Here is a 20,453-nt window from a genome sequence, read left to right as displayed (position 1 = left end):
GTTGTACAAATACGACCGTATCAGCGACGAACCGGATAAGGAGTTCTCGATCCGCATTACAAAAGAGTACGGAGTGGCAACAATCCCTGTCTCGGTATTTTATACGGCGGGGAAAGACGACCGCGTCGTCCGCTTTTGTTTCGCGAAGAAGGACGAAACGCTGGAGAAGGCGGCGGAGCGGCTGATAAAAATTTAGACCGATGAGATACGGCCCGTTGTTTATTCTTGTTCTATTCATTTCCTGCGGCGGACCCGGGATCCGGACCACGGTGGCGGACAGCGCACCGCTTCACTCCGCCGATACGCCTGTATTTTCCGAGCCGGATACAGAAAGAGTAGTGACCACTCCGTCGTATGACCGCGACGCCGCTATCGAACTCGAGCCGCATCCCATCCATTTACAAAAAGGAGTAGACCTGAACCTGAACGTTCCGAAAGGGTATGGCATCGACGTCGCTTTCGAAGGTCTGCGGCGGCTGCGTTTTCTCACGAAAAGTCCGGATGGCCGCCTGTTTGCGACGGATATGTTCAACACCAGCGACAACAAAAGAGGGCGGGTCTATATTTTCGGTGACTGGGACAGCACAGACCGGGTATTCAGACGAGTCGTCACCTATAAGGACAGCCTGCATAACCCCAACCAGGTCGCGTTTTATAATGACGAAGGGCAGGACTACATCTATATCTCTGAAACGGGCGTGCTCACTCGCTGGCGGTATCATGCCGGTGATACGACAGTCAGCGGGAAGCCGGACACCGTCGCGACATTTCCTGACTATGGGTTGAGCTATAAATACGGCGGCTGGCATCTTACCAGAAGCCTTGCCTTCCATAACGACAAACTCTATGTCAGCGTTGGCAGCAGCTGCAATGCCTGTATAGAGCAGGAGAATGTAAGGGCGTCCATCGTCGAGATGAACCCGGACGGCAGCGGCAAGCAGCCGCTGTATGCAACAGGGCTGAGGAATTCAGTCGGGATGAAATGGATAGACGACAAGCTCTGGGTTACGAGCATGGGACGTGACCTGCTGGGACCCGACAAACCGGAAGACCTGTTCCAACAGGTAGAGATGGGCGGGTTCTATGGGTGGCCTTATTATTTTCAGTACAAAGACAGTGTTTATGCCGATACGGCCATGCAGCGAATGGCGCGGGAGCAGCAGGTGAAGGTCCCCGCGAAACCGCCGTTGGCTTTTTGTGGTTTCAGGGCGCACTCGGCGCCGCTGGGGTTTGCCTGGTTCAGGGGGTTTGGCGACTCTTTACTGAATGACCACGCGTTGGTTTGTCTGCACGGCTCCACTACCGTCGCGCGCCAGCGGGGAATGCGATCGTACGGATAACGCGGCAGGGCAGCTATGCACCGGTCGTGGACGGATTTTTGAGTGGGAGGACGACCGCCGATCGCAAGGGACGGCCCTGTGATGTGCTGCAGGCGGACAGCCTTTCTTTCTTTTTTACCGATGACCACAACGGGGTCTTATACTATGTCTGGAAAAATTTGCCCGGGATGCACACCCTAAAAAATTAGCGCATCCCGGCAAAACCGCTAATAATTGTCCTTCGGACGAACCGCTGGAAGCGGTTCCTTAAAACAAATGATATGAAAACATTCGATGTACTGGTTTTTGATCTGGGCGGTGTGCTGGTTGACTGGAACCCGGAATATCTTTATAAGAACATTTTTCCCAGCGACGAAGAGAGGAAATGGTTTCTTTCTACGATCTGTACGCTGGATTGGAATGAGGAACAGGATGCAGGGAGAAGCCTGCAGGAAGGGACGGATCACCTGGTGAAGAAGTTCCCTGAGCATGAAGCCGCGATCCGCGCCTACTACGACCGGTGGAAAGAGATGCTTGGCGGCCCTATCCACGAGACGGTGGAAATATTCCGCGAGCTGAAGGAAAAGACCTCACTGCGGCTGTACGCGCTGACCAACTGGAGCGCGGAGACCTTTCCTGTCGCGCTGGAGCTGTATGAGTTCCTACACTGGTTTGACGGGCGGCTGGTGTCCGGAGAGGAGAAGATAAGGAAACCGTCGCCGGAGATCTACCAGCGCCTGGCGGAGCGATTCCGGATCGATCCTACAAAGGCCATTTATGTGGACGATAATCTCCGGAACGTCGTGCCGGCGCAGCAGCTGGGCTTCCATGGCATCCATTTCCGTTCGCCTCAGCAGTTCAGGGAGGAGTTGGTGGGGTTGGGGGTGCTGGAGGCGTGAACCGCATGGTTCACGTGCGGGATTCCGAGGCAGGGCAACGTAAAAACTATTTGCTTTTTCCCTTAAAAACCGCGTAGATCGCCATGGCGTGGCCGTGACCCAGATCAAAGTCTTCTTTTAGCCAGGCCACTATTTGCCCGGCTTTTATTCCCTCCACCAATTTCCCCTTGCGGAGAAAACCTTTTTGCTCGGCAAGTTTCTTAAAATCCGCGGGCGACTTTCCTATCTTTGCCTGTATATTGTCAATGTATGCCTGAAATGACATGGTTCTGATTTTTATTTTGTAAAAGGTACCATCGTCCGGATCCTGCCATTTCTCAGGAACTCGACTATCACGATCAGGACGGCAAATACTATTGGGAAAATGTATGGATGTCCCGCTATTCCGTCTCTGTACATAATACCGGCAGCAGCGCCAAGCCAGGCGGCGAGAAGCAACATACCCAGCATCACGGTTTTGGGGTAGATATAGAGGGCCGTGGCCAGCAGTAAATAAACCCCGAGGAATGGGATACTGCTTTCAGGAAGGCCCATTTGCACGCTGCCTTCAACGGCCGACGGGTGCTTGATTATTTTCATGAGCGCATCGAAAGCCATAAAAAGACACAACAAACTTTTTACGATCGTGCCCGTCCACCAGACGGGTTTCGGGATGGTGTTCTGCATTTCCATTTTGTATTATTTATGGGAAGGGAAAGTATAGTTGATCATCCACTGGATGCCGAACTTGTCGAGGCACATCCCGAAATAGGCGCCCCAAAAGGTTTTGTTCATCGGCATTTCTATTTTGCCGTCTTTCGATAGCGAGTGAAACAGTTTGTCGGCTTCCTTTTCGCTGTCCGTCTGTAAACAAATATGAAAGTTGTTGCCGAAATTCAGTTCGCCTCCTTCATTTCCCAAACTGTCTGTTGCCATCAGTGTGGTGTGCGGCGAGATCTTCAGGGAGATATGGATCATTTTTTCCTGCGTTTCCGGATCCATCTTTTCGCCCCCCGGCACGTCCTTATAGCGCTGAGCCGTAATGAATTCACCCCCGAAAACGGATCTGTAAAAGGAGAATGCGTCATGGCTGTTCCCCCTGAAGTGTAAATAAATATCTGTGCCGTGCATGCCCGTGGTTGATTTGATTGGAGACAAAGCTATGACCTAAACACCTTCCTTCACATATGCAAATGCGACATATTGATAACGGCATTTGCGACATGGTTTTTGGCTATATTGCAGGGCAGTCGATGAGCCAAAAGAAACATATATCGATACTGGCATTGAAAAATGCGAACTATGCTTCGATCGTCGATGCAAGATCGGTTTTTAAAAAGGCAAACGAGCTATTAAAAGCCCAGGGTAAAAAAGAGCTGTTCGAGGTACAGGTCATCGGAGAAAGCTCCGAACTGGTGATTGAAGACGGAATGGTCTCCGTTACGGTCGACCTGTTGTCTCACGAGATCGACAAAACCGATCTGATCATCATACCCGCGCTGAGGGGGATATGCTTAGTGCCGGGCACCACAATCGGTTTTTTGTAGACTGGATCATCAAACAATATAAGATAAACGCAGAGGTTGCTGCCTTATGTACCGGCGCTTTCATGCTGGCGTTTACAGGCCTGCTGAAAAACAAAAAATGCACGACCCACTGGCAGTATGCGAATGAATTCAGGTTCTTTTATCCGGATATTACACTGGTGGATGGAAAGATCATCGTCGAGCAAAATGGACTGTATTCCAGCGGGGGAAGCAATGCTTACTGGAACTTGCTGATCTTTTTGGTTGAGAAGTATGTCAACCGGGAAATGGCAATTTTGGTCGCCAAATATTTCGTGGTGAATTTGGATAAGATTGCGCAAACACCTTTTATAGTTTTTAATGGCCTGAAGGAGCACAACGATAAGAAGGTGTTGCAGGCTCAGGAGTTTATTGAGCAGTATTATTTTCAGAAGATAACGGTGGAGGGGCTCGCGGAGATGTTGTTTTTGACGAGGCGAACCTTTGAGAGGCGATTTAAAAATTGTACTACCTGCTCACCGCTGGAATACCTGCAAAAAGTCAGAATAGAGGCGAGTAAGAAGGCACTTGAAGCGGGCAGGAAGTCTGTTGAGGAAATAATGACGGACGTAGGATATTTCGATAGTCAAACCTTTCGGGAGCTGTTTAAAAAGATTACCGGCCTCACGCCGGTCGCGTATAGAGACAAATACCGGAAGCAGGCGCCGGCGGGTTAGATGGCGTGAACCGCGTGGTTCACAGCGGGCTTACTGAAAGCGGGGCGGCGTGACGCGGGCGAGCGGCCACTACTTCAAAAGCTGATAAAAAATAAAGCTTACAACATACGCGAGTCCGGTCATATATATCAGCTGTATGACCGGCCATTTCCAGCTGCGGGTTTCGCGGCGGACGACGGCCAGCGTACTCATACACTGCATCGCCAGGACGTAAAATACCATCAGCGAAACGCCGGTAGCGAGGTCATAAACGGGTCTGCCGTCATCGCGCCGTGCCGACTGCATACGCTGGCGCAGTGTCTGCTGGTCGGCGTCCTTTCCGCCTCCTACGCTGTAGAGCGTAGCCATAGTGCCTACGAAGACTTCGCGGGCGGCGAAGGAAGTGATGAGGGCGACCCCGATCTTCCAGTCATATCCCAGGGGCGGATCACCGGTTCGACGATCTTGCCGAGGTGCCCGGCATAAGAGCTTTCTAGGATAGCGGCCTGCCTGGACCTCTCCAGCTCGGCGGCCTGGTCGGGGTGTTGTTTTATTTCGAGGTCGTATCTGGTTTTGGCGGTTTCCATGCTTTTTCCGGGGCCCAGCGAGCTGAGGAACCACAGGATGAGGCTGATGACCATGATCACCTTTCCGGCATCCACGACAAAGATCTTCGCCTTGCTGACCATGGTGACGATGACGTTGTTCCAGCGGGGGCGCGGTAGATGGGCAGCTCCAGAATAAAGAAGCTTTTCTCTTTCATTTTGATGAACCACTTCGCCACATAGCTGACGATCATGGCCATCACCAATCCCAGCATATAGAGTCCCATCATCACGAGGCCCTGCAGGCTCAGGAAGCCGAGCACGTGTTTGCGCGGGATGGTCAGGGCGAGCAGCATGGTATAAACGGGGAGGCGCGCGCTGCAACTCATCAGCGGAGTGATGAGGATGGTCAGCAGCCTTTCCTTCTTGTTCTCGATGTTGCGGGTGCTCATAATGGCCGGGACGGCGCAGGCGAAACCGCTGATCATGGGCATGACGCTTTTGCCGTTGAGCCCCACCTTTCGCATGAGCTTATCGGTCAGGAAGCTGATACGCGCCATATACCCCGTGTCTTCGAGGACGGTGATCAGGCCGAAAAGGATCATGATCTGAGGAACAAAAACGAGGATGCCGCTAAGTCCGGCCAGGAGCCCGTTGACGAGCAGGTCGCTCCACCATGCTTCCGGCAGCAGCTGGCCTAGCCAGCCACCCAGTTTCGAGAAGGTCCAGTCGATGGCGTCCATCGGATACTGTGCGATCCAGAACACGCTCTGGAACAGCAGGAAGAGTACCCCCAGCAGGATGATATACCCCAGGTCCTGTTTAAAAACAGCCTGTCCAGCTTTTCGGTGAAAAGGGTCTTTTCCAGCGGGTCGGGCTCCGCGACGGTGTGCTTCATGATCTGCTTGATCCGGCCATAGCGCTGCAGGATCTCGTCGGCCTGGATACGCGTATGGTTAAAGGCATGGGCCGATTCGATGCTTTCTATCTTATGCTGGAGATCCGGGTTGAAGTCGAAGTGTTCATGGTTGATCAGGTAGTGGATGGCCGTGTAGTCGCTGGCTTCGGGAAATAATTTCCGGACGTCCTGGACGGCGCCGGCCGCCAGGGCCTGGTTGTCGATGAAAGCCCTTGGAGATGCCTGCCGCAACTGGCGGGCCCGCAGCTCGACGATCTTTTTCAGCTGGGGTATGCCCTTGTTCTTCCGGGGGTTGACGGCTACAATGGGGATACCGAGCTCTCTTTCCAGTCCGTCCACGTCGATCTCGATCCCCTTTTGGGCGGCGAGGTCCATCATGGTAAGGGCAACGACCACCGGTATCTTGAGGTCGATGATCTGGGAACAGAACAGGAGGTTCCGTTTGAGGTTGCTGGCGTCTACCAGCAGGACGACCATATCGGCCCGGACCGAGGGGTCCTGGTTGAGGAGGACCTTATAGGTGACCCATTCATCTGCCCGTTTGGGGTAGAGGCTGTAGGTACCGGGGAGGTCGACGATATTGACGGAAAGTCCGAGGGCCAGCTGGCTGATGCCGGTCTTTTTGTCTACGGTAACGCCGGGGAAATTGCCCACTTTCTGGTTGAGGCCCGTCAGCGCGTTAAAGAGCGAGCTTTTCCCGCTATTGGGATTGCCCACCAGCGCGATATGGAGGTTGTTCTTATTCAAACGTGAGATCCATGATACAAGGGGACAAATGTACGATGTTGCAGCCGTTCGGGGTTACGAAATGAGGAAAGAAGGTCATGGTGGTTGTGAACCGTGTGGTTCATGCGGGAAAGGGGGAAGGTCAAGGCTGCAGCGAGGAGCTGTGAACCGTGTGGTTCACGCAGAATAGCTGACGTGGTCGGGGCGAGGCAGGGTCCGTCGTTAAAGCACAATCAGTTTGCCATTCTCATACAGTGGCAAAACATTCGCCACATCCGGCGTCAGGCAGTAGCGGATATCCTTCTCCAGCCCAAAACCCATCAGCCGGTGATAGTGGGACGCATCCTTCGACTGCATAAAGGCAAAAAGATCACCCTTTGCCTGCCCATAAACCGTTGCCGCTATCTGGGAAGAGTCGCAGTTGATCGAAAAATGCTCCTTTACCTGGTCTATGACGGCGCCGGCGAAGAGCATGTCTTCAATGTTGACGCGGTCTTTCCAGGCTGCGCAGCCCAGAACAACCGGCTGGTTCTGAGAAACTAAATAGTCGCAGACCGCCTGCAGGTTGGGGAAGGAACCGGTGACGATCTGACCGGCGCCCCGGTCGAGGGCCATATGGAGGAGCTTTGTACCGTTGGTCGTGGTAAGCACCAGCGTCCTGTTATTGATAAATTCTTTCGGGTATTCGAAGGGCGAGTTGCCGTGCTCGAGTCCTTCCGCGATCATACCGTCGCGTTCACCGGCGGTGATCCCGTCGATCTGTCTTCCGAGCTCGATGCATTTGGCGACGCTGTCCACCGGGATGACGCATCTGGCTCCGTTGTAGAGGGCCGTGGCGATGGTTGATGTTGCGCGAAGGACATCGATGATCACCACGACTGCATGGTTCAGATCATATAAATGCAGCAAGGCCGGGGACAGAGCTGTATAGAGACTGGGTTTGGAATTTGTCATCAATAGCGCAAATGTAGGCATTCACCTATTTATCTAAAATAAATTTCCACTTGTCAGATTCTGCGTATTCCTTTATGGACTCGTTGCGCAGCTCCAGTAAGTTTTTCATGTAGTTGGTAAGATAGATCCGGTTGAGCAGGCGGCCCATTACCCCGTAAGGAGATTCAAAGTGGAAGAGATCGATGAGCAGGGTCCCGTTGTCTATTCGCTTAAAATGATGCTCGTGCCGGATGCTCCTGAAGTCCCCGTCTACCATTTCGTCTGTAAAGGAGAACGGAGGCTTCATTTCCGTGATCCTCGACCTCAGAACCCTTGTCTTTCCGAGGTGTTTTGCCTTCCAGGTGACCGTCTCGTCCAGCCCGATAAGGCCGGAGGTGGTTCCGGCAATGGCTTCCTCGCCGGTATGGGCCATGGATTTCCGATGGAGGTCGATGCTTCTGGCAAGATCGAAGACTCGTTCAGGAGGGGCTGCGATAAAGGTCGTTAGGTGAATGGTTGGCATTTTGGCTGGGTGTTGGATATAGACGTCCATTTCCAAGAAAAAATCATTCCAAAACCTTTGGAGTGGCCGCGTCGACGGGGTTATCTCCAAAAACCTGCTGCTGTCCGCCGGGGCCGTGAACCGACCAGAGCCCCCTAGCTGAACGGCAGCTTAACTACCTTAGCGAGCAGCAGCTTGTCCCGGACCTTGATAAAGATCTGGGCGTCGATCCGCGAAAAAGCCGGCCGGACATAACCCATACCGATCGCCTTTCCAAGCGTCGGACTCTGCGTGCCGGAAGTCACTCTTCCAATGGTTGCGCCGGAAAAGTCCTTTATCTCATAGTCGTGGCGGCAGATGCCCCTGTCGATCATTTCGAAGCCCACCAGCTTCTGCTGGATGCCTTCGGCTTTTTGTTTTTCGAGGATCCCGCGGGCGGTGAAGTCCTTGGTGAACTTGGTGATCCACCCCAGCCCGGCCTCGAGGGGCGAGGTCGTGTCGTCGATATCATTCCCATAAAGACAGTAGCCCATTTCCAGCCGGAGGGTGTCGCGGGCTCCCAGACCAATGGCCCTGAGTCCCTGCGGACCGCCGACCTCGAATATCCTGTCCCAGATCTTGTCCGCGGCGCCGTCCTTGTCCTCGAAATAGATCTCTATGCCGCCGGCGCCGGTATAGCCCGTTGCGCTGATCACTACGTTGTCCACCCCGGCGAAGGTTCCTTTTGCAAAAGTATAGTAGGTCAGGTTGAGGATGTCGATATCGGTCAGGGCCTGCATCATGCGGGTCGCGTTAGGGCCCTGGATGGCGAGCAGACAGGTCTTGTCGGAGATATTGTGCAGCTCGGCGCTGCGGGTATTGTGACTGACGATCCATTTCCAGTCTTTTTCGATGTTGGCGGCGTTGACGACCAGCATATAGACCTTATTCTCTTCGATGCAATAGACGATGAGGTCGTCCACTATGCCACCCTTGTCATTGGTGAGGGCGCTGTACTGGGCCTTTCCGGCGGTAAGCTTCGCCGCGTCATTGGTGGTCAGGCGCTGTATCAGGTCGAGGGCGTGTTCTCCTTTTACGATAAATTCACCCATATGGCTTACGTCGAAGACGCCGGCGTTGGTACGTACGGCCTGGTGTTCGTCGTTGATGCCGGTATAGCTGATGGGCATGCTATATCCCGCGAACTCAACCATTTTGGCGCCTAGCGCCAGGTGCTTCTTTGTAAAGGGAGTGGTCTTCATGTAGTGTAATGGGTTTTGAGCCGCAAATGTAGGTTTTATCTATAAGACCAGAAAGGCACTGGGACAAAAGCAGGACTGGACCCAACGAAAAAGCCCCCGTGGATACGGGGGGCTTATGTTCCAACTTCAACCAACGATGCTCTTTATATATGCCGGCCCTTTTCGGGAGGCCAAATAATCTAAGAGTTAAATATGGCCAGCAGGGGTAGGGCTGAATCATCGCCTCCTCCTTTTCCGTCACCTGGGCCGTCTTCTTGGGGATTGTGGTGTCCGGAGCCTTCGGCGCAGTTCCGGGACCCTTGTAGCGGTATCCGTCATTGCCGCCGGGCTTCTCGGGCTTTTCGGCTTTCTCAGGTGTTTCAGGCCTTTCCTTATAGAGGTCCTCTTCCTTATTGCCGTTATCCTTTTTATCCTTGCGGCGGAAATTGCGTCCTTCCCCGTCCGATCCGGTCCGGGACAACCCCGTCGGCGTCATCACGTATTCCACATTGCTGCTCCAGGAATAGCTCTCCCCGTCGTCGTCGTCCTGATCCCAGTCCATGTTCCAGTTGCGGTCCCTCCAGCGGATATGGCGGTTATTGGGGTTAATCGTGAACCAGTGGTAATCCTCGACACTCCGGTTGATCAGGATGCGCTTGCCCACGGGTACGGCGACTTCTACGATCACCTGCTGGTTCCGGAACCGCTCGTGGCTGCTGATGGCGAATCCCTGCGGCAGGGTCAGTACGCTGTCTGTCTGCCGGACCGGAAACTCGATGCGGCCGGCCGTCTCACGGGCTTTGGTTGCGGAACTGCCACGGCTGATCTTGACCAGCTGGACGTGGTAGGCCGTATCCTCGCTCTTCAGCACCCGCAGGCGAACTGTCGTCAGCAGGAAGCTGTCTTCAGAAATGCTGTACAGCGGGCCGTGCTTGCCGAAGTCGATATCGGACCAAAAATCGGTGTCGTCATAGCGGTTGGTATGCTCCGTTGTCCGGACAATCAGCTTGTTATGCGTCGGCTGGGCCATATTCACGCCTTCCTCGACGTGCTGGCGGGCACGGAAATTACTCATGACCATACCGCCCAGAATGATCGTCAAAAGAGGCCGATGACCCAGAGGGTGGCGAAAGTATAACCGAGGTAGTGGTTCCGCGAGCGGACCCCGGTGATGCGGCGGATCAGCCAGGTCAGCAGAGCGATCACCGGAATGACCAGGAACAGAACAAAAGCTGACCGGGCCAGGAAGTTCTGCCAGAAACCTTCAAGGATATACCCCTTCAGGTGGAGCAGGCTGTCGCCGCGAAAGGCCAGGGCCGCAAGGGCCGTGATCAGTGCGAAGGTGATGATCCCCGCGATGAAGAGAAAAAAGGCCTTGAACAGTACGCCGATGGCGTGGCCAAATCCGTTGCCGCTTCTCCGGATGACAGGACCCGCCTCAGCGGCGAAGGTCTGGGCACCCTGCTTCAGCTGCTGGCCCGCCTGCTGGAACTTTTCACTCATGTCGCTACCCATTTCTTTCGCGCGGCCTTTAAAGGTCTCTAGATCGCTTTTCACGGTGTTCTTGATAGACTCCAGGTCGACCTTCTCGCCGCGCATCTCCAGTTTCTCAGAGGCGGTAACCGCCTCCGGCAGAACGATCCACAGGACGATATAGGTAACGAACAGGGTACCGCCAAAACCGCCGGTGATAAAACTCGGTCCATACCAATGCCAGAATGCGAGGTTTCGGAGTATGGAGGTTATGATACCAAGGATCAGGGGCAGGGCGAAGACCAGACGGGGGATCCAGACGTCGATATGAAAATAAGCGGCCAGACCGCTGGCTACACCGGCGATGACCCGGTCATCCGAATTGCGGTACAGCCTTTTGCGGACGTTGACCGGCAGCGACCTAGTAGGAAGTACGATCCACAGAATAAGATAGAGCAGGAAGCCGGCGCCCCAACCAAACGTAATCAGCACGAAGATGATACGCACAATGGCAGGGTCGAGGCGGAGATAGCTGGCCAGTGCCGCCGCAGACGCCACCCGAGGATCTTGTCGTTATCGGCGCGGTAGAGGCGGCGGGGTTCGTCACCTGTGCCGGAGGACTGCCAGTTGGGGCCGGAACCAGCTTGCTGACCGGCAGCGGCAGCTGCCCCGGGCTGGGGGCTTCCTCGCCCTCAAACTCTTCGGGACGTCCCATGCTGGCAATGATGGTGTTGACGTCGGCGTCGGTGATGCAGGCGGCGCCCTTTTTCAGCGTCTCCGAGAAAAGCTCGGCGAACCGGTTCTCGATATCGCTGATGATCTCGTCGCGGCCTTCTTCATTGGCGAAATACCGGCGCAGACTACTTATATATTGCTGGAGTATTTCATAGGCACTTTCTTCGATAGGGATCACCCGGCTATGAAAGTTGATATTAATAATCTTTTTCATGTTCTTTTATTTGGAGGTTGGAGTTTGAGAGTTGGACAAATTACTGTGGATGCGCTTACCAGAAAATTAGCGCATCCACAGTAAAGCGCTAATGTCTGTCCTTTGGACCGACCGCCACCGGCGGTCATTGGGTCTTAGAGGGTGGACTTATTATTGGTTAGGGTGTGAACCGCATTGGCCAGTTCATTCCAGGTGGCCTGAAGCTCACCGTAAAAATCCTCCCCTTTTGGCGTCAGGGAGAAATATTTCCTTGGAGGTCCGGAGTTGCTTTCTACCCACCTGTAGGTGAGCATATCTGCGTTCTTTAGCCTTGTCAGCAAGGGGTAAAGGGTTCCCTCCAGAATATTCAGATTGGCGGCTTTCATCTCTTCCACAATGTCGGAGGGGTAGGCTTCGCCGCGTCTGATAACGGAGAGAATACAAAACTCCAGAATGCCTTTGCGCATTTGGCTCTGGGTGTTCTCGATATTCATACGCTGAGATTTTTAAGTAAAACAAAATTCATCGTGATCACATACCAAAGATAGGATGTTTTCCAGTACTATGCAACACAAAGTACTGTTTTTTGGAAGGTAATTTTTATAGGCAGGTAATGTAGGGATGAATGGCGGGAATGTAATATAAATGGTTGAATAGCCGGGCAGACCCGGTTATAGAAGGGACGAATTGGTCCCGAAAGGGCATAAAAGATTAAAAATGCATTAAAACGAGCGGTAATTTGTAGTAAGTTTGCTTTCCTTACAGCTGAACCTGAGCAAACTGCAAAATTGACAACGACAGTTATAATAACCCCGTAAATGGCTATCTCAGCGATGAAACTTATCCTTTGTTTTCTGGCAGGTGCAGCTGCCGCCTGGCTGCTTCTCTACCTCCTTCACGTCTAGGAATCAGGACAGTAAATTCACCATTATTTCTTTAGTCCGATCTCGCGCAGGCGCTCGTCCGGGTATTCCCCGGCCGTAGCATCCGGATAGGCTTTTGGATGCTGTGCGTCGATACAGCTGGGAAGGCAGGCCAGACTCATGCTGCTTTTGGGGTGCAGGAAGAACGGGATGGAAAATCGGGGGCTGCCCCACAACTCTCTGGGAGGATTGACGACGCGGTGGGTAGTCGAACGCAGCCGGTTGTTGGTCAGCCGCTGGAGCATATCACCCACATTGACGACGATCTGTTCCGGGAGCGAGGTCACCGGCACCCAGGTCCCCTGCTTGGACAGGGATCTCGAGGCCGTCCGCGCTGGCGCCGATCAGCAGGGTGATCAGGTTGATGTCCTCGTGCTGTTCGGCACGGATGGCCGATTTCGGCTCTTCTTTTATCGGGGGATAATGAATAGCCCTCAAAAATGGAGTTCCCGTTGTGCACATACTGGTCGAAATATTTTTCGTCCAGGCCCAGATAGAGGGCGATGGCCCGCAGCAGGGCGGAGCCGGAATTTTCGAACGACCGGTACGCGTCAGCAAATATGGGGCTGAAGGTTTTTATCTCCGATACGATGACGTTGTCCGGGTATTCGGCCTTTATGGGATCGCCGTCTACCACCGTCTGTCCGAACTGGAAGAATTCCTTGAGGTCCGGAGCGGTGCTGCCCTTCGCGTGTTCTTTCCCGAAAGAAGTATAGCCCCGCTGGCCGGCAAGACCCGGGATCTCATATTTCCGTTTGGCCTCCTGCGGCATCGAGAAGAATTCTTTTGTATTGGAGTACAGCGCCTCGATCGTGGAATCGGGAATACCATGGTTCTTTACGGCGACGAACCCTACGTCTTCGTACGCTTTACCGAGTCCTTCCACGAAAGCTGCTTTCTCCTTTGGAGTTCCCGAGAACTGGGCGAGGTCGACGGTAGGTATGGCCATGGTATTTTTTGTTGCTAATGATTGAAGGCCCTGAAAAGGGCCTTTGGTAAAGTTAAAGATTTTTTGAAGAAATACCGGACTTCTCTTCCGGGGTCAGTTCCACTAGCGCATATCTTTTGACGTCGTTGATCTGCGTCTCATCCAGCAGCGAGACAACATTGCCGTAACTGGATTCGGGCGACGGTTTGATAAGCAGCATCATTTCTTTCTCCCGCCTTTATAATAGCGGTCCATGGCCGCCTGCTTGTCACGGATGATATCGCCGATGCCGCCGTTGCGACCATAGCCCGCCGTTCCAAAGCTGCCATTGTGCAGTGCTTCGGAGAATTCGCCGTTGTAGTAAAAGACCTTGTTGCCTCCGAGGGCTACGAGTGTGAGCGTAGCGTTAGCGCCAGTTGTTGTGGGATCGCCGTCGGCCGGCTTCCTCACCTCCAGCTCTTTTGGCCTGGACATTGTCGTGGTGAAAACAAAGAAAGTGATCAGTAGAAATCCGAGGTCTACCATCGGGGTCATGTCGACACGGGTAGACAATTTCCTGCAACGCCGGCCTCCCCTTTTATGGGAGTTGCCGGCAGGGGTGTTGAGCTCTGCCATAAAAAAGTTGATTTACTAATTAGATGGCAGACCGGATTTATTCCATAAACTAAAACTCGGCACTCTTCGGGGCCCTCGGGAAGGCGATGACGTCGCGGATATTGGTCATACCGGTCACGAACAGCATCATGCGCTCAAATCCGAGCCCAAAGCCGGCGTGCGGTACCGTACCGAAACGACGGGTGTCGAGATACCACCACATCTCTTCCGTGGGAATATGCATGTCTTTCATCCTGGCTTCCAGCCTTTCGAGACGTTCTTCTCTCTGCGAGCCGCCGACGATCTCGCCGATGCCCGGGACGAGGATGTCCATGGCCGCGACCGTCTTTCCGTCGTCGTTCTGCCGCATATAGAAGGCCTTGATGGCGGCAGGATATCCGGTGACGATGACGGGCTTTTTAAAATGCTTTTCCACGAGGTAGCGTTCGTGCTCACTCTGCATGTCGATGCCCCATTTTACCTCGTACTGGAACTTCTTCTTTTTGTAGGCGGGAGACTGCAGGAGGATGTCGATGGCTTCGGTATAGGTGATGCGTTCGAAGTCGTTGTTTACCACGAACTCCAGCTTTTCGATGAGACCCATCTCGCTGCGTTCGGCCTGAGGTTTTTGCTTTTCTTCCTCTGCGAGGCGCGTGGCGAGGAACTCGAGGTCTTCCCTGTTGTTTTCCATGACGTACCGGATGAGGTAGCGGATAAAGGATTCCGCGAGGTTCATGTTGTCTTCCAGGTCGCAAAAGGCCATTTCCGGCTCGATCATCCAAAACTCCGCCAGGTGACGCGCGGTGTTGGAGTTCTCCGCGCGGAAAGTCGGGCCGAAGGTGTAGATCTCGCTGAAAGCCGTTGCGCCGAGCTCGCCCTCGAGCTGTCCGCTTACTGTCAGGTTAGTAGCGCGACCGAAAAAGTCCTCGGCGAAATCGATGGTGCCGTCCTCTTTGCGGGGCGGGTTGTCGAAGGGCAGCGTGCTCACCCTGAACATCTCGCCGGCGCCCTCGGCGTCAGAAGCGGTGATGACGGGAGTATGCAGATAGACAAACCCCTTTTCGTTAAAGAACTTATGAATGGCAAAGGCCAGCGAATGACGGATGCGGAATACCGCGCCGAATGTATTCGTACGAAAACGGAGGTGTGCTATCTCGCGGAGATATTCCAGGCTCGGTCTGTTCTTTAGCTGTAAAGGGTATTTCTCCGGGTTGCACTCGCCAAGAATGTCCAGAGCGGTTGCTTTTATTTCTACTGACTGACCCTTGCCGAGGAGGCGATCAGCTGTCCGGTAACCTTGAGGCTGGCGCCAGGCGTGATCTTTTTAAGAAGATTTTCATCATAAGCACCCAACTCTATTACGATTTGGATGTTGTTATTGGTAGAACCATCGTTAAGGGCGATGAACTGGTTGTTGCGAAAGGTCCGCACCCACCCCATTACGATGACTTCCTGATTTTCCGGTTTTGTAGCCAGCAGCGCTTTTACCTTCACTCTTGTGTTAAACATGGTCTCTGTAGAAATTTTTAGTGGGACAAATATAGAGCAAGCGCGGGAAAGACCCTGAAGGCGTAAAATTCTGAGCGAAAAAAGCACTGAAATTCAGGCCATTTTAAAAAATATTTTTGATTTTTATTTTTTTATATTAAAATTGCAAGTGGAATTAAGCTGATTAGTTTCCTTTTCCAATGCTCACAGCTCATCAGTTTTAACTCATTCTGTTCATTTTTAATCAAAATTTCATTTCATTTTTCTCAACAAGACAGACCCTCTGTTTGAGAATAGTTTTCAACTCTCAAGTCATTTTATGTACGATATTCTCCAATTGAACGACATGCTCGTTCCGGAACTCCTCGATATTGCTGAGCAGTTAAAGATCACAGGCGCGAAGAAGCTGGATAAACAGGAGCTCATCTACAAAATCCTCGATAAACAAGCCGTTGCTGCCAGTGAAGGAAAAGGAGACGCAGCCGACGACAAGCCCAAACGTAAACGCATCATAAAGGCTACCACAGCCAACTCCACAGAAGAAGCGATTGTCGAAAGTGTAGAAGAGAAACCTAAAAGGTAGAAGCGAAAAAGAAGCTCCCAAAAATAAAAAAGAAGAAGAAAAGCCGATGCTGAAGAAGGCGGCGCCGAAGAAGAAAGAAGAAGTGCAGGAAGTTGCTGTTCCTTCGAAAGCCGCTCCTGCGGCTCGTCCCCAGCCGGTAGTAGAGCGCGCTGAGCGTCATAACGATCGTCCCGAAAGGACCGAGCGGGTCGAGCGTCCTGAAAGACAAGGTGCGGAGCGGATCGAGCGCAACGACAGGCCCGAACGAGCCGAACGTCCTGACAGGGAACGTTTGGAAAGACAGGGCGCAGAAAGGCCCGAGCAGGCCAACCGCGACAACCGTGGCGAAGAATCCGAAGAGCAGCACGAACAGGAAGATGGAATAAATATGCCGGAAGACCAGGACAACGGCGGCGACAACCGCGGCGGCGACTCTCAGGCCAACAGGCTGTATCCGCAGCGTCGCAACGAGGTCTTCAACATCGAGTTCGACGGCGTCATCTCCGCTGAAGGCGTTCTCGAAATGATGCCCGACGGCTACGGATTCCTGCGCAGCAGCGACTATAATTATCTCTCCTCTCCCGACGATATCTATGTTTCCCCTTCCCAGATAAAACTGTTCGGCCTCAAGACCGGCGATACCGTCCTCGGTTCGGTACGTCCCCCGAAAGAAGGTGAAAAATATTTCGCCCTGCTGAAAGTAGAGACCATCAACAACCAAAGGCCCCGAAGAAGTCCGCGACCGCGTCCCCTTCGACTATCTGACGCCGTTGTTCCCCTTCGAAAAGCTGACTCTCTTTACCACTCCTTCGGACTACTCCACGAGGATCATCGACCTGTTCACGCCGATCGGCAGGGTCAGCGCGGTCTCATCGTGGCACAGCCCAAGACGGGTAAGACGATGCTGCTGAAAGCCGTGGCCAACGCCATCGCCGCCAACCACCCCGAGTGCTACCTGATGATCGTCCTCGTCGACGAGCGTCCTGGAGGAAGTTACCGATATGGAACGCAGCGTAAAGGCGGAAGTCATCGCTTCTACTTTCGACGAGCCCGCCGAGAAACACGTCAAGGTTTCGACCATCGCCCTCCAGAAGGCTAAGCGCCTGGTCGAGTGCGGCCACGACGTCGTAATCCTGCTGGACTCCATCACCCGCCTCGCCCGCGCACACAATACAGTTGCCCCTGCATCCGGTAAAGTACTCTCCGGTGGTGTGGAAGCCAACGCAATGCAGAAACCCAAACAATTCTTCGGCGCCGCCAGAAAGATCGAGAACGGTGGTTCGCTGACAATACTCGCTACCGCCCTTATCGACACCGGTTCGAAGATGGACGAGGTGATTTTTGAAGAATTCAAGGGTACGGGTAATATGGAACTGCAGCTGGAACGCCGCCTTGCCAACCGCCGTATCTATCCGGCCATCGACCTCGTGGCGTCTTCCACCCGTCGTGACGACCTGTTGCTCGAAAGAGAGGTGCTGCAGCGCATGAACCTGCTCCGCGTCTATCTCAACGATATGAATGCCGAAGAGGCAATGAACGAGCTGCTCAAACGCATGCGCGGAACCAAGAGCAACGAAGAGTTCCCGGCCAGCATGAATGGATAAACCTTACCGGGCGTCGGATCAGGTCCCAGCCTGGGCCGACCCCGTGTCCATAGCGTGAGCCGTCAGACCATCGCGGTCGATCTTTTGCCAGTTTCCTGTCTTTATCGGTGACGATATCCCCCGCGTCGTGGGTGGAGAGGCTTATCTCTACCTTGTTATAGACGTTGGTCCACATCGGATGGTGGTCCATTTTTTCCGCTTCGAGCGCCACACGGGTCATAAAGGCAAAGGCTTCGGAGAAGTTCTTAAACTCGAACTTCCGGTAGAGCGTGTTGTTTTTTTCTTCCCACATAAAAAAGTTTGGTGGACCGATTGTGGCCGCAAAGCGCGGACCACGGACCCAACGTCCGGTGCCCCCGCAGTCAAAAAATGAGATGTCCTTTGTTCCTGATCTTTTCGTGAACCAGTTCCATCACCAGCTGCACGCCGGAGATCGTACGGATACACTCGATCAGCTGGCTTATCTTTTCATCCTGAACGATATCCCCCTTCAGCAGCCACAGGAAATCCAGGTGCTTGAACTCCGGGAGCAGGTATTCGCCGTCGAACTGGTTATTGTACAGGAAATGCGATTGCGCGGTACCCATCTCCTGGTACTCGTAGACGGCAAAGAAATAGTGCCGCTGTTTCTTCGTCAACTGGATCTCGATTCCGTTGTTGATGCGGAAGTCAAAGCGGAGACGGTTGTTCAGCTGCCAGCAGAACTGGTAGTCCTTAATGGGGGCCACGATGCCCAGCAGGCGGGTATCCTCGAAGAACTCGCCGGTCATGTCGTCTATGTTCAGCTTTAGCTTCATTGGTCTTTGTTGGTTAGGTCATCAGCGGTCCGTCAAAATTGTACCGGTCTTTCAATGATCGCGTCACCGCGGCGATATTTTACGGTCGTCCTGTCTCCCTTCCTGAACTTTCCCAGGGCCTCCATATAGTTGCCGAGCGATGTCACCGGATACTCGCCCAGCTGGACGATAACGTCCCCGGCCTGCAATCCGGCGCCCTGGGCCGGCCGCTCTTCGCTGACGGCGTCGGCGCGAACGCCGCTGCCGCTAAAGGAATAGTCGGGGAGTATCCCCAGCGTCACGCTGAAGCTTGCCATCCCCGGGGCGGGAAGGTCACGGGTCCGGGTGAAGGCGATACGCCCTTTTTTATTGAACCCCTCCACTACGGAATAGACCAGCTTTACTACCTGCAGCTCGCCGGGGAAATTGATCTTGTCATAATTGTCGCTGGGTTTGTGGTAGTCGGAATGGGTCCCGGTAAAGAAAAAGAGCACGGGAATGTCTTTTCTGTAGAACGACGTGTGATCGCTGGGGCCGAGACTGGTGCTGTCGAACCGGAAATTGAAAGCCTCCCGGTCGCGGACGACGCGCCGGCCGGAAAGCCCTTGCCCATGCCGGGGAGGTGCCGTAGCCACCGACCGTCAGCACATGCGCCGAATCACTGAGGCGTCCGATCATATCCAGATTTACCATGTAATTTACCGATTTCAGGTCGATGGTCGGGTGCTCCACGAAATATTTGGATCCGAAAAGCCTCGAGTTCTTCGCCTGAAAAAGCTACAAAAAGATAGTTATTCGCTTTCAGCCCTCGAAGCGCCCAGCAGCCGCGCGAGTTCGATCATCCCCGCCACACCGCTGGCATTGTCGTCAGCTCCGTTGAAAACGGCCCTGTCGGCGCCCCTGTATAGGGTATTGCTGTCCTCGCCGTGACCCAGATGGTCGTAGTGGCCCCGATGACGACGGTTGTGGGCGCGCCGTTATCCAGCCAGCCGACGACATTATGCGCCGTACGCTTGTCTCTCATAAAACCCGATATTGATCTTCAGGTCTGCCGAGGCGGACTCGTCCTTAAAATATTTCCGTTTGGCGGCAAGGGGTCAGATACAGGACCGGGATCGCGGCCGGGTCGGGCCGCTTCGTGGGGATCGAAGGCCAGGCCATCGGGCATTTTTGACGTATTATAAACTATCAGCGCCGTAGCCCCCCTTCTTTGCAAACGTCCCCGCCATTACGCGGATGGCGTTCTCCAGATCGAAATGGGGACTGCGGCCATGGGCCTGTATGAGTTCGCGCAGGTCCAAAACCAGGAGGTACCCCCGCTCTCCTGCAGGGCAATGGCGGGTGATCCCGTAACCGTACCCGCGGGACTGACGGTCAGCGGAAAGAAATCGCGGTTGAGAACCAGATTTCGGTTATTGACCGAAAAAGAAGTGCCGCTGTCCGTAAATCGTCCCTCGTCGATCGAAAACCCCTGAAGCCAGCCGTTGTCGGGGTCGCCGCCTTTCGGTTTCAGGCCTGCTTCGGCGAATTCTGCGCTGATATAGGCGCCTGCCGCCTTCTCGCCTGGACTTCCCGCCCGCCTTCCCTCCAGACTGGGGTCGGCCAGATAGTGAATATGTCTTTCCAGGTTGGAAATCGTGACCTTATCGGCTTTTTTCAGCCGGGAGGGGAATGCCGGAACACTGGTTTGACTGGGAGACTGACTGCGGCCGGGGAGGAAAACAAGGGATACAAGGATAAGCGTAAGCCAGATAGTACGAAAGTTCATAAAAGCCGGTTTAACAGAGGCTTTCAAAGGTAAGATGGATTTATTTTCTACACTCACCTTTTTTCCTTTAGTTTTGCAGATTGGCCTTTCCGGAGAGGCCCCTGGCTTGCGTACAGGGTGCCGGAGGGTGGATTTGTTAAAACTAT

General features: G+C 53.7%; 33 protein-coding genes and 1 pseudogene. 8 read left to right on the top strand and 26 right to left on the bottom strand.

The annotated features are described in order from the left end of the window. Positions 1-73 precede the first annotated feature (73 nt). The 3 genes from ACQ86N_RS44470 to ACQ86N_RS44460 all read left to right on the top strand — a co-directional run bounded on the left by ACQ86N_RS44470 (position 74) and on the right by ACQ86N_RS44460 (position 2,218). Positions 74-196: a hypothetical protein gene (locus ACQ86N_RS44470; RefSeq protein ID WP_431212666.1), complete on the top strand. Its 123-nt coding sequence runs from the start codon at positions 74-76 to the stop codon at positions 194-196. A 4-nt stretch (positions 197-200) separates the two neighbouring features. Then, on the top strand, positions 201-1,340 hold the full coding sequence (locus tag ACQ86N_RS44465; protein WP_431212665.1) for a PQQ-dependent sugar dehydrogenase: 1,140 nt from the start codon (positions 201-203) through the stop codon (positions 1,338-1,340). Positions 1,341-1,600: 260 nt separating this feature from the next. Further along, entirely contained in the window at positions 1,601-2,218 is a 618-nt protein-coding gene (locus tag ACQ86N_RS44460; protein ID WP_431212664.1) for an HAD family hydrolase, read from the top strand. Positions 2,219-2,264: 46 nt separating this feature from the next. On the opposite strand, the gene ACQ86N_RS44455 is transcribed toward ACQ86N_RS44460, so the two are convergent. Genes ACQ86N_RS44455 through ACQ86N_RS44445 form a run of 3 tightly spaced genes read right to left on the bottom strand, consistent with a single transcriptional unit; the run spans position 2,265 to position 3,328 of the window. Then, positions 2,265-2,483, bottom strand: a complete 219-nt coding sequence (locus ACQ86N_RS44455; protein WP_431212663.1) for a DUF4287 domain-containing protein — start codon at positions 2,481-2,483, stop codon at positions 2,265-2,267. An 11-nt stretch (positions 2,484-2,494) separates the two neighbouring features. Beyond that, a complete protein-coding gene (locus tag ACQ86N_RS44450) occupies positions 2,495-2,890 on the bottom strand; it encodes a DoxX family protein (protein WP_431212662.1) in 396 nt (131 codons plus the stop codon). Positions 2,891-2,896: 6 nt separating this feature from the next. Next, positions 2,897-3,328 carry a VOC family protein gene (locus ACQ86N_RS44445; RefSeq protein ID WP_431212661.1) on the bottom strand — a complete coding sequence of 144 codons (432 nt, stop codon included), beginning with the start codon at positions 3,326-3,328 and terminating at the stop codon, positions 2,897-2,899. Between the two features lie 62 nt (positions 3,329-3,390). On the opposite strand from ACQ86N_RS44445, the gene ACQ86N_RS44440 reads away from it, so the two are divergent. Beyond that, entirely contained in the window at positions 3,391-3,744 is a 354-nt protein-coding gene (locus tag ACQ86N_RS44440) for a hypothetical protein (protein ID WP_431212660.1), read from the top strand. After that, positions 3,708-4,439 (top strand): GlxA family transcriptional regulator, encoded by a 732-nt coding sequence (locus ACQ86N_RS44435; protein WP_431212659.1) that lies wholly within the window; start codon positions 3,708-3,710, stop codon positions 4,437-4,439. Before ACQ86N_RS44440 ends, ACQ86N_RS44435 begins: the two co-directional genes overlap by 37 nt. Positions 4,440-4,508: 69 nt before the next feature. Here ACQ86N_RS44435 and ACQ86N_RS44430 read toward each other — a convergent pair whose 3' ends face one another. The 17 genes from ACQ86N_RS44430 to ACQ86N_RS44350 form a co-directional block, all read right to left on the bottom strand. Continuing rightward, positions 4,509-4,826, bottom strand: coding sequence for a hypothetical protein (locus tag ACQ86N_RS44430; RefSeq protein WP_431217846.1), 318 nt, complete (start codon positions 4,824-4,826; stop codon positions 4,509-4,511). Beyond that, positions 4,793-5,107, bottom strand: a complete 315-nt coding sequence (locus ACQ86N_RS44425) for a hypothetical protein (protein ID WP_431218047.1) — start codon at positions 5,105-5,107, stop codon at positions 4,793-4,795. Before ACQ86N_RS44425 ends, ACQ86N_RS44430 begins: the two co-directional genes overlap by 34 nt. Then, positions 5,062-5,730, bottom strand: a complete 669-nt coding sequence (locus ACQ86N_RS44420; protein WP_431212658.1) for a nucleoside recognition domain-containing protein — start codon at positions 5,728-5,730, stop codon at positions 5,062-5,064. Before ACQ86N_RS44420 ends, ACQ86N_RS44425 begins: the two co-directional genes overlap by 46 nt. After that, a complete protein-coding gene (locus ACQ86N_RS44415; protein ID WP_431212657.1) occupies positions 5,661-6,629 on the bottom strand; it encodes a FeoB small GTPase domain-containing protein in 969 nt (322 codons plus the stop codon). Before ACQ86N_RS44415 ends, ACQ86N_RS44420 begins: the two co-directional genes overlap by 70 nt. A 201-nt stretch (positions 6,630-6,830) precedes the next feature. Next, complete coding sequence (locus ACQ86N_RS44410; RefSeq protein ID WP_431212656.1) at positions 6,831-7,583, bottom strand: 2-phosphosulfolactate phosphatase; 753 nt, start codon at positions 7,581-7,583, stop codon at positions 6,831-6,833. A gap of 4 nt (positions 7,584-7,587) precedes the next feature. Next, entirely contained in the window at positions 7,588-8,064 is a 477-nt protein-coding gene (locus ACQ86N_RS44405) for an SRPBCC family protein (protein ID WP_431212655.1), read from the bottom strand. 134 nt (positions 8,065-8,198) lie between these two features. Then, positions 8,199-9,284 carry a glycine cleavage system aminomethyltransferase GcvT gene (gene gcvT / locus ACQ86N_RS44400; RefSeq protein WP_431212654.1) on the bottom strand — a complete coding sequence of 362 codons (1,086 nt, stop codon included), beginning with the start codon at positions 9,282-9,284 and terminating at the stop codon, positions 8,199-8,201. Beyond that, the gene (locus ACQ86N_RS44395) at positions 9,229-10,365 is read right to left on the bottom strand and encodes a hypothetical protein (protein ID WP_431212653.1); all 1,137 of its coding nucleotides are present in this window, start codon (positions 10,363-10,365) and stop codon (positions 9,229-9,231) included. Before ACQ86N_RS44395 ends, gcvT begins: the two co-directional genes overlap by 56 nt. Continuing rightward, entirely contained in the window at positions 10,362-11,243 is an 882-nt protein-coding gene (locus ACQ86N_RS44390; protein ID WP_431212652.1) for a PspC domain-containing protein, read from the bottom strand. Before ACQ86N_RS44390 ends, ACQ86N_RS44395 begins: the two co-directional genes overlap by 4 nt. Further along, positions 11,158-11,685 (bottom strand): hypothetical protein, encoded by a 528-nt coding sequence (locus ACQ86N_RS44385; protein WP_431212651.1) that lies wholly within the window; start codon positions 11,683-11,685, stop codon positions 11,158-11,160. The genes ACQ86N_RS44390 and ACQ86N_RS44385 overlap by 86 nt, the downstream gene beginning before the upstream one ends. A 134-nt stretch (positions 11,686-11,819) precedes the next feature. Further along, positions 11,820-12,158 carry a PadR family transcriptional regulator gene (locus tag ACQ86N_RS44380; RefSeq protein ID WP_431212650.1) on the bottom strand — a complete coding sequence of 113 codons (339 nt, stop codon included), beginning with the start codon at positions 12,156-12,158 and terminating at the stop codon, positions 11,820-11,822. Positions 12,159-12,592: 434 nt separating this feature from the next. Further along, complete coding sequence (locus tag ACQ86N_RS44375; protein WP_431212649.1) at positions 12,593-12,874, bottom strand: 2OG-Fe(II) oxygenase family protein; 282 nt, start codon at positions 12,872-12,874, stop codon at positions 12,593-12,595. Next, positions 12,871-13,536: a 2-oxoglutarate and iron-dependent oxygenase domain-containing protein gene (locus ACQ86N_RS44370; protein WP_431212648.1), complete on the bottom strand. Its 666-nt coding sequence runs from the start codon at positions 13,534-13,536 to the stop codon at positions 12,871-12,873. Before ACQ86N_RS44370 ends, ACQ86N_RS44375 begins: the two co-directional genes overlap by 4 nt. A 52-nt stretch (positions 13,537-13,588) precedes the next feature. Further along, complete coding sequence (locus ACQ86N_RS44365) at positions 13,589-13,738, bottom strand: hypothetical protein (RefSeq protein ID WP_431212647.1); 150 nt, start codon at positions 13,736-13,738, stop codon at positions 13,589-13,591. Further along, entirely contained in the window at positions 13,735-14,130 is a 396-nt protein-coding gene (locus tag ACQ86N_RS44360) for an ExbD/TolR family protein (protein WP_431212646.1), read from the bottom strand. The genes ACQ86N_RS44365 and ACQ86N_RS44360 overlap by 4 nt, the downstream gene beginning before the upstream one ends. A gap of 49 nt (positions 14,131-14,179) precedes the next feature. Then, complete coding sequence (gene asnS, locus ACQ86N_RS44355) at positions 14,180-15,337, bottom strand: asparagine--tRNA ligase (RefSeq protein WP_431217845.1); 1,158 nt, start codon at positions 15,335-15,337, stop codon at positions 14,180-14,182. A gap of 23 nt (positions 15,338-15,360) precedes the next feature. After that, on the bottom strand, positions 15,361-15,618 hold the full coding sequence (locus ACQ86N_RS44350; RefSeq protein ID WP_431212645.1) for an OB-fold nucleic acid binding domain-containing protein: 258 nt from the start codon (positions 15,616-15,618) through the stop codon (positions 15,361-15,363). A gap of 298 nt (positions 15,619-15,916) precedes the next feature. Here ACQ86N_RS44350 and ACQ86N_RS44345 point away from each other — a divergent pair, with 298 nt between their 5' ends. Genes ACQ86N_RS44345 through rho form a run of 3 tightly spaced genes read left to right on the top strand, consistent with a single transcriptional unit; the run spans position 15,917 to position 17,763 of the window. Next, positions 15,917-16,180 (top strand): Rho termination factor N-terminal domain-containing protein, encoded by a 264-nt coding sequence (locus ACQ86N_RS44345; RefSeq protein WP_431212644.1) that lies wholly within the window; start codon positions 15,917-15,919, stop codon positions 16,178-16,180. 46 nt (positions 16,181-16,226) lie between these two features. Further along, positions 16,227-17,258: a hypothetical protein gene (locus ACQ86N_RS44340; RefSeq protein WP_431212643.1), complete on the top strand. Its 1,032-nt coding sequence runs from the start codon at positions 16,227-16,229 to the stop codon at positions 17,256-17,258. Continuing rightward, positions 17,161-17,763, top strand: coding sequence for a transcription termination factor Rho (rho, locus tag ACQ86N_RS44335; protein ID WP_431212642.1), 603 nt, complete (start codon positions 17,161-17,163; stop codon positions 17,761-17,763). The genes ACQ86N_RS44340 and rho overlap by 98 nt, the downstream gene beginning before the upstream one ends. On the opposite strand, the gene ACQ86N_RS44330 is transcribed toward rho, so the two are convergent. The 6 genes and pseudogenes from ACQ86N_RS44330 to ACQ86N_RS44305 form a co-directional block, all read right to left on the bottom strand. Next, positions 17,705-18,055, bottom strand: a complete 351-nt coding sequence (locus ACQ86N_RS44330) for a 4a-hydroxytetrahydrobiopterin dehydratase (protein ID WP_431212641.1) — start codon at positions 18,053-18,055, stop codon at positions 17,705-17,707. The two genes, rho and ACQ86N_RS44330, sit on opposite strands and share 59 nt — an antisense overlap. A 70-nt stretch (positions 18,056-18,125) precedes the next feature. Further along, a complete protein-coding gene (locus tag ACQ86N_RS44325) occupies positions 18,126-18,560 on the bottom strand; it encodes an IPExxxVDY family protein (RefSeq protein ID WP_431212640.1) in 435 nt (144 codons plus the stop codon). 32 nt (positions 18,561-18,592) lie between these two features. Next, a complete protein-coding gene (locus ACQ86N_RS44320) occupies positions 18,593-19,174 on the bottom strand; it encodes a PDZ domain-containing protein (protein ID WP_431212639.1) in 582 nt (193 codons plus the stop codon). A gap of 37 nt (positions 19,175-19,211) precedes the next feature. Next, positions 19,212-19,271, bottom strand: a pseudogene (locus ACQ86N_RS44315) (hypothetical protein); the annotation flags it as partial. Positions 19,272-19,330: 59 nt separating this feature from the next. Next, positions 19,331-19,474 carry a M28 family peptidase gene (locus ACQ86N_RS44310; RefSeq protein ID WP_431217844.1) on the bottom strand — a complete coding sequence of 48 codons (144 nt, stop codon included), beginning with the start codon at positions 19,472-19,474 and terminating at the stop codon, positions 19,331-19,333. Between the two features lie 293 nt (positions 19,475-19,767). Continuing rightward, the gene (locus ACQ86N_RS44305) at positions 19,768-20,307 is read right to left on the bottom strand and encodes a hypothetical protein (protein WP_431212638.1); all 540 of its coding nucleotides are present in this window, start codon (positions 20,305-20,307) and stop codon (positions 19,768-19,770) included. Between the last annotated feature and the right edge of the window lie 146 nt (positions 20,308-20,453).

Origin of the sequence: Puia sp. P3, assembly GCF_050632245.1 — a bacterium.
Classification (GTDB): domain Bacteria; phylum Bacteroidota; class Bacteroidia; order Chitinophagales; family Chitinophagaceae; genus Puia.
Note: the sequence above shows the minus strand (reverse complement) of the source record. Positions and strands in the feature narration are given on the sequence as shown.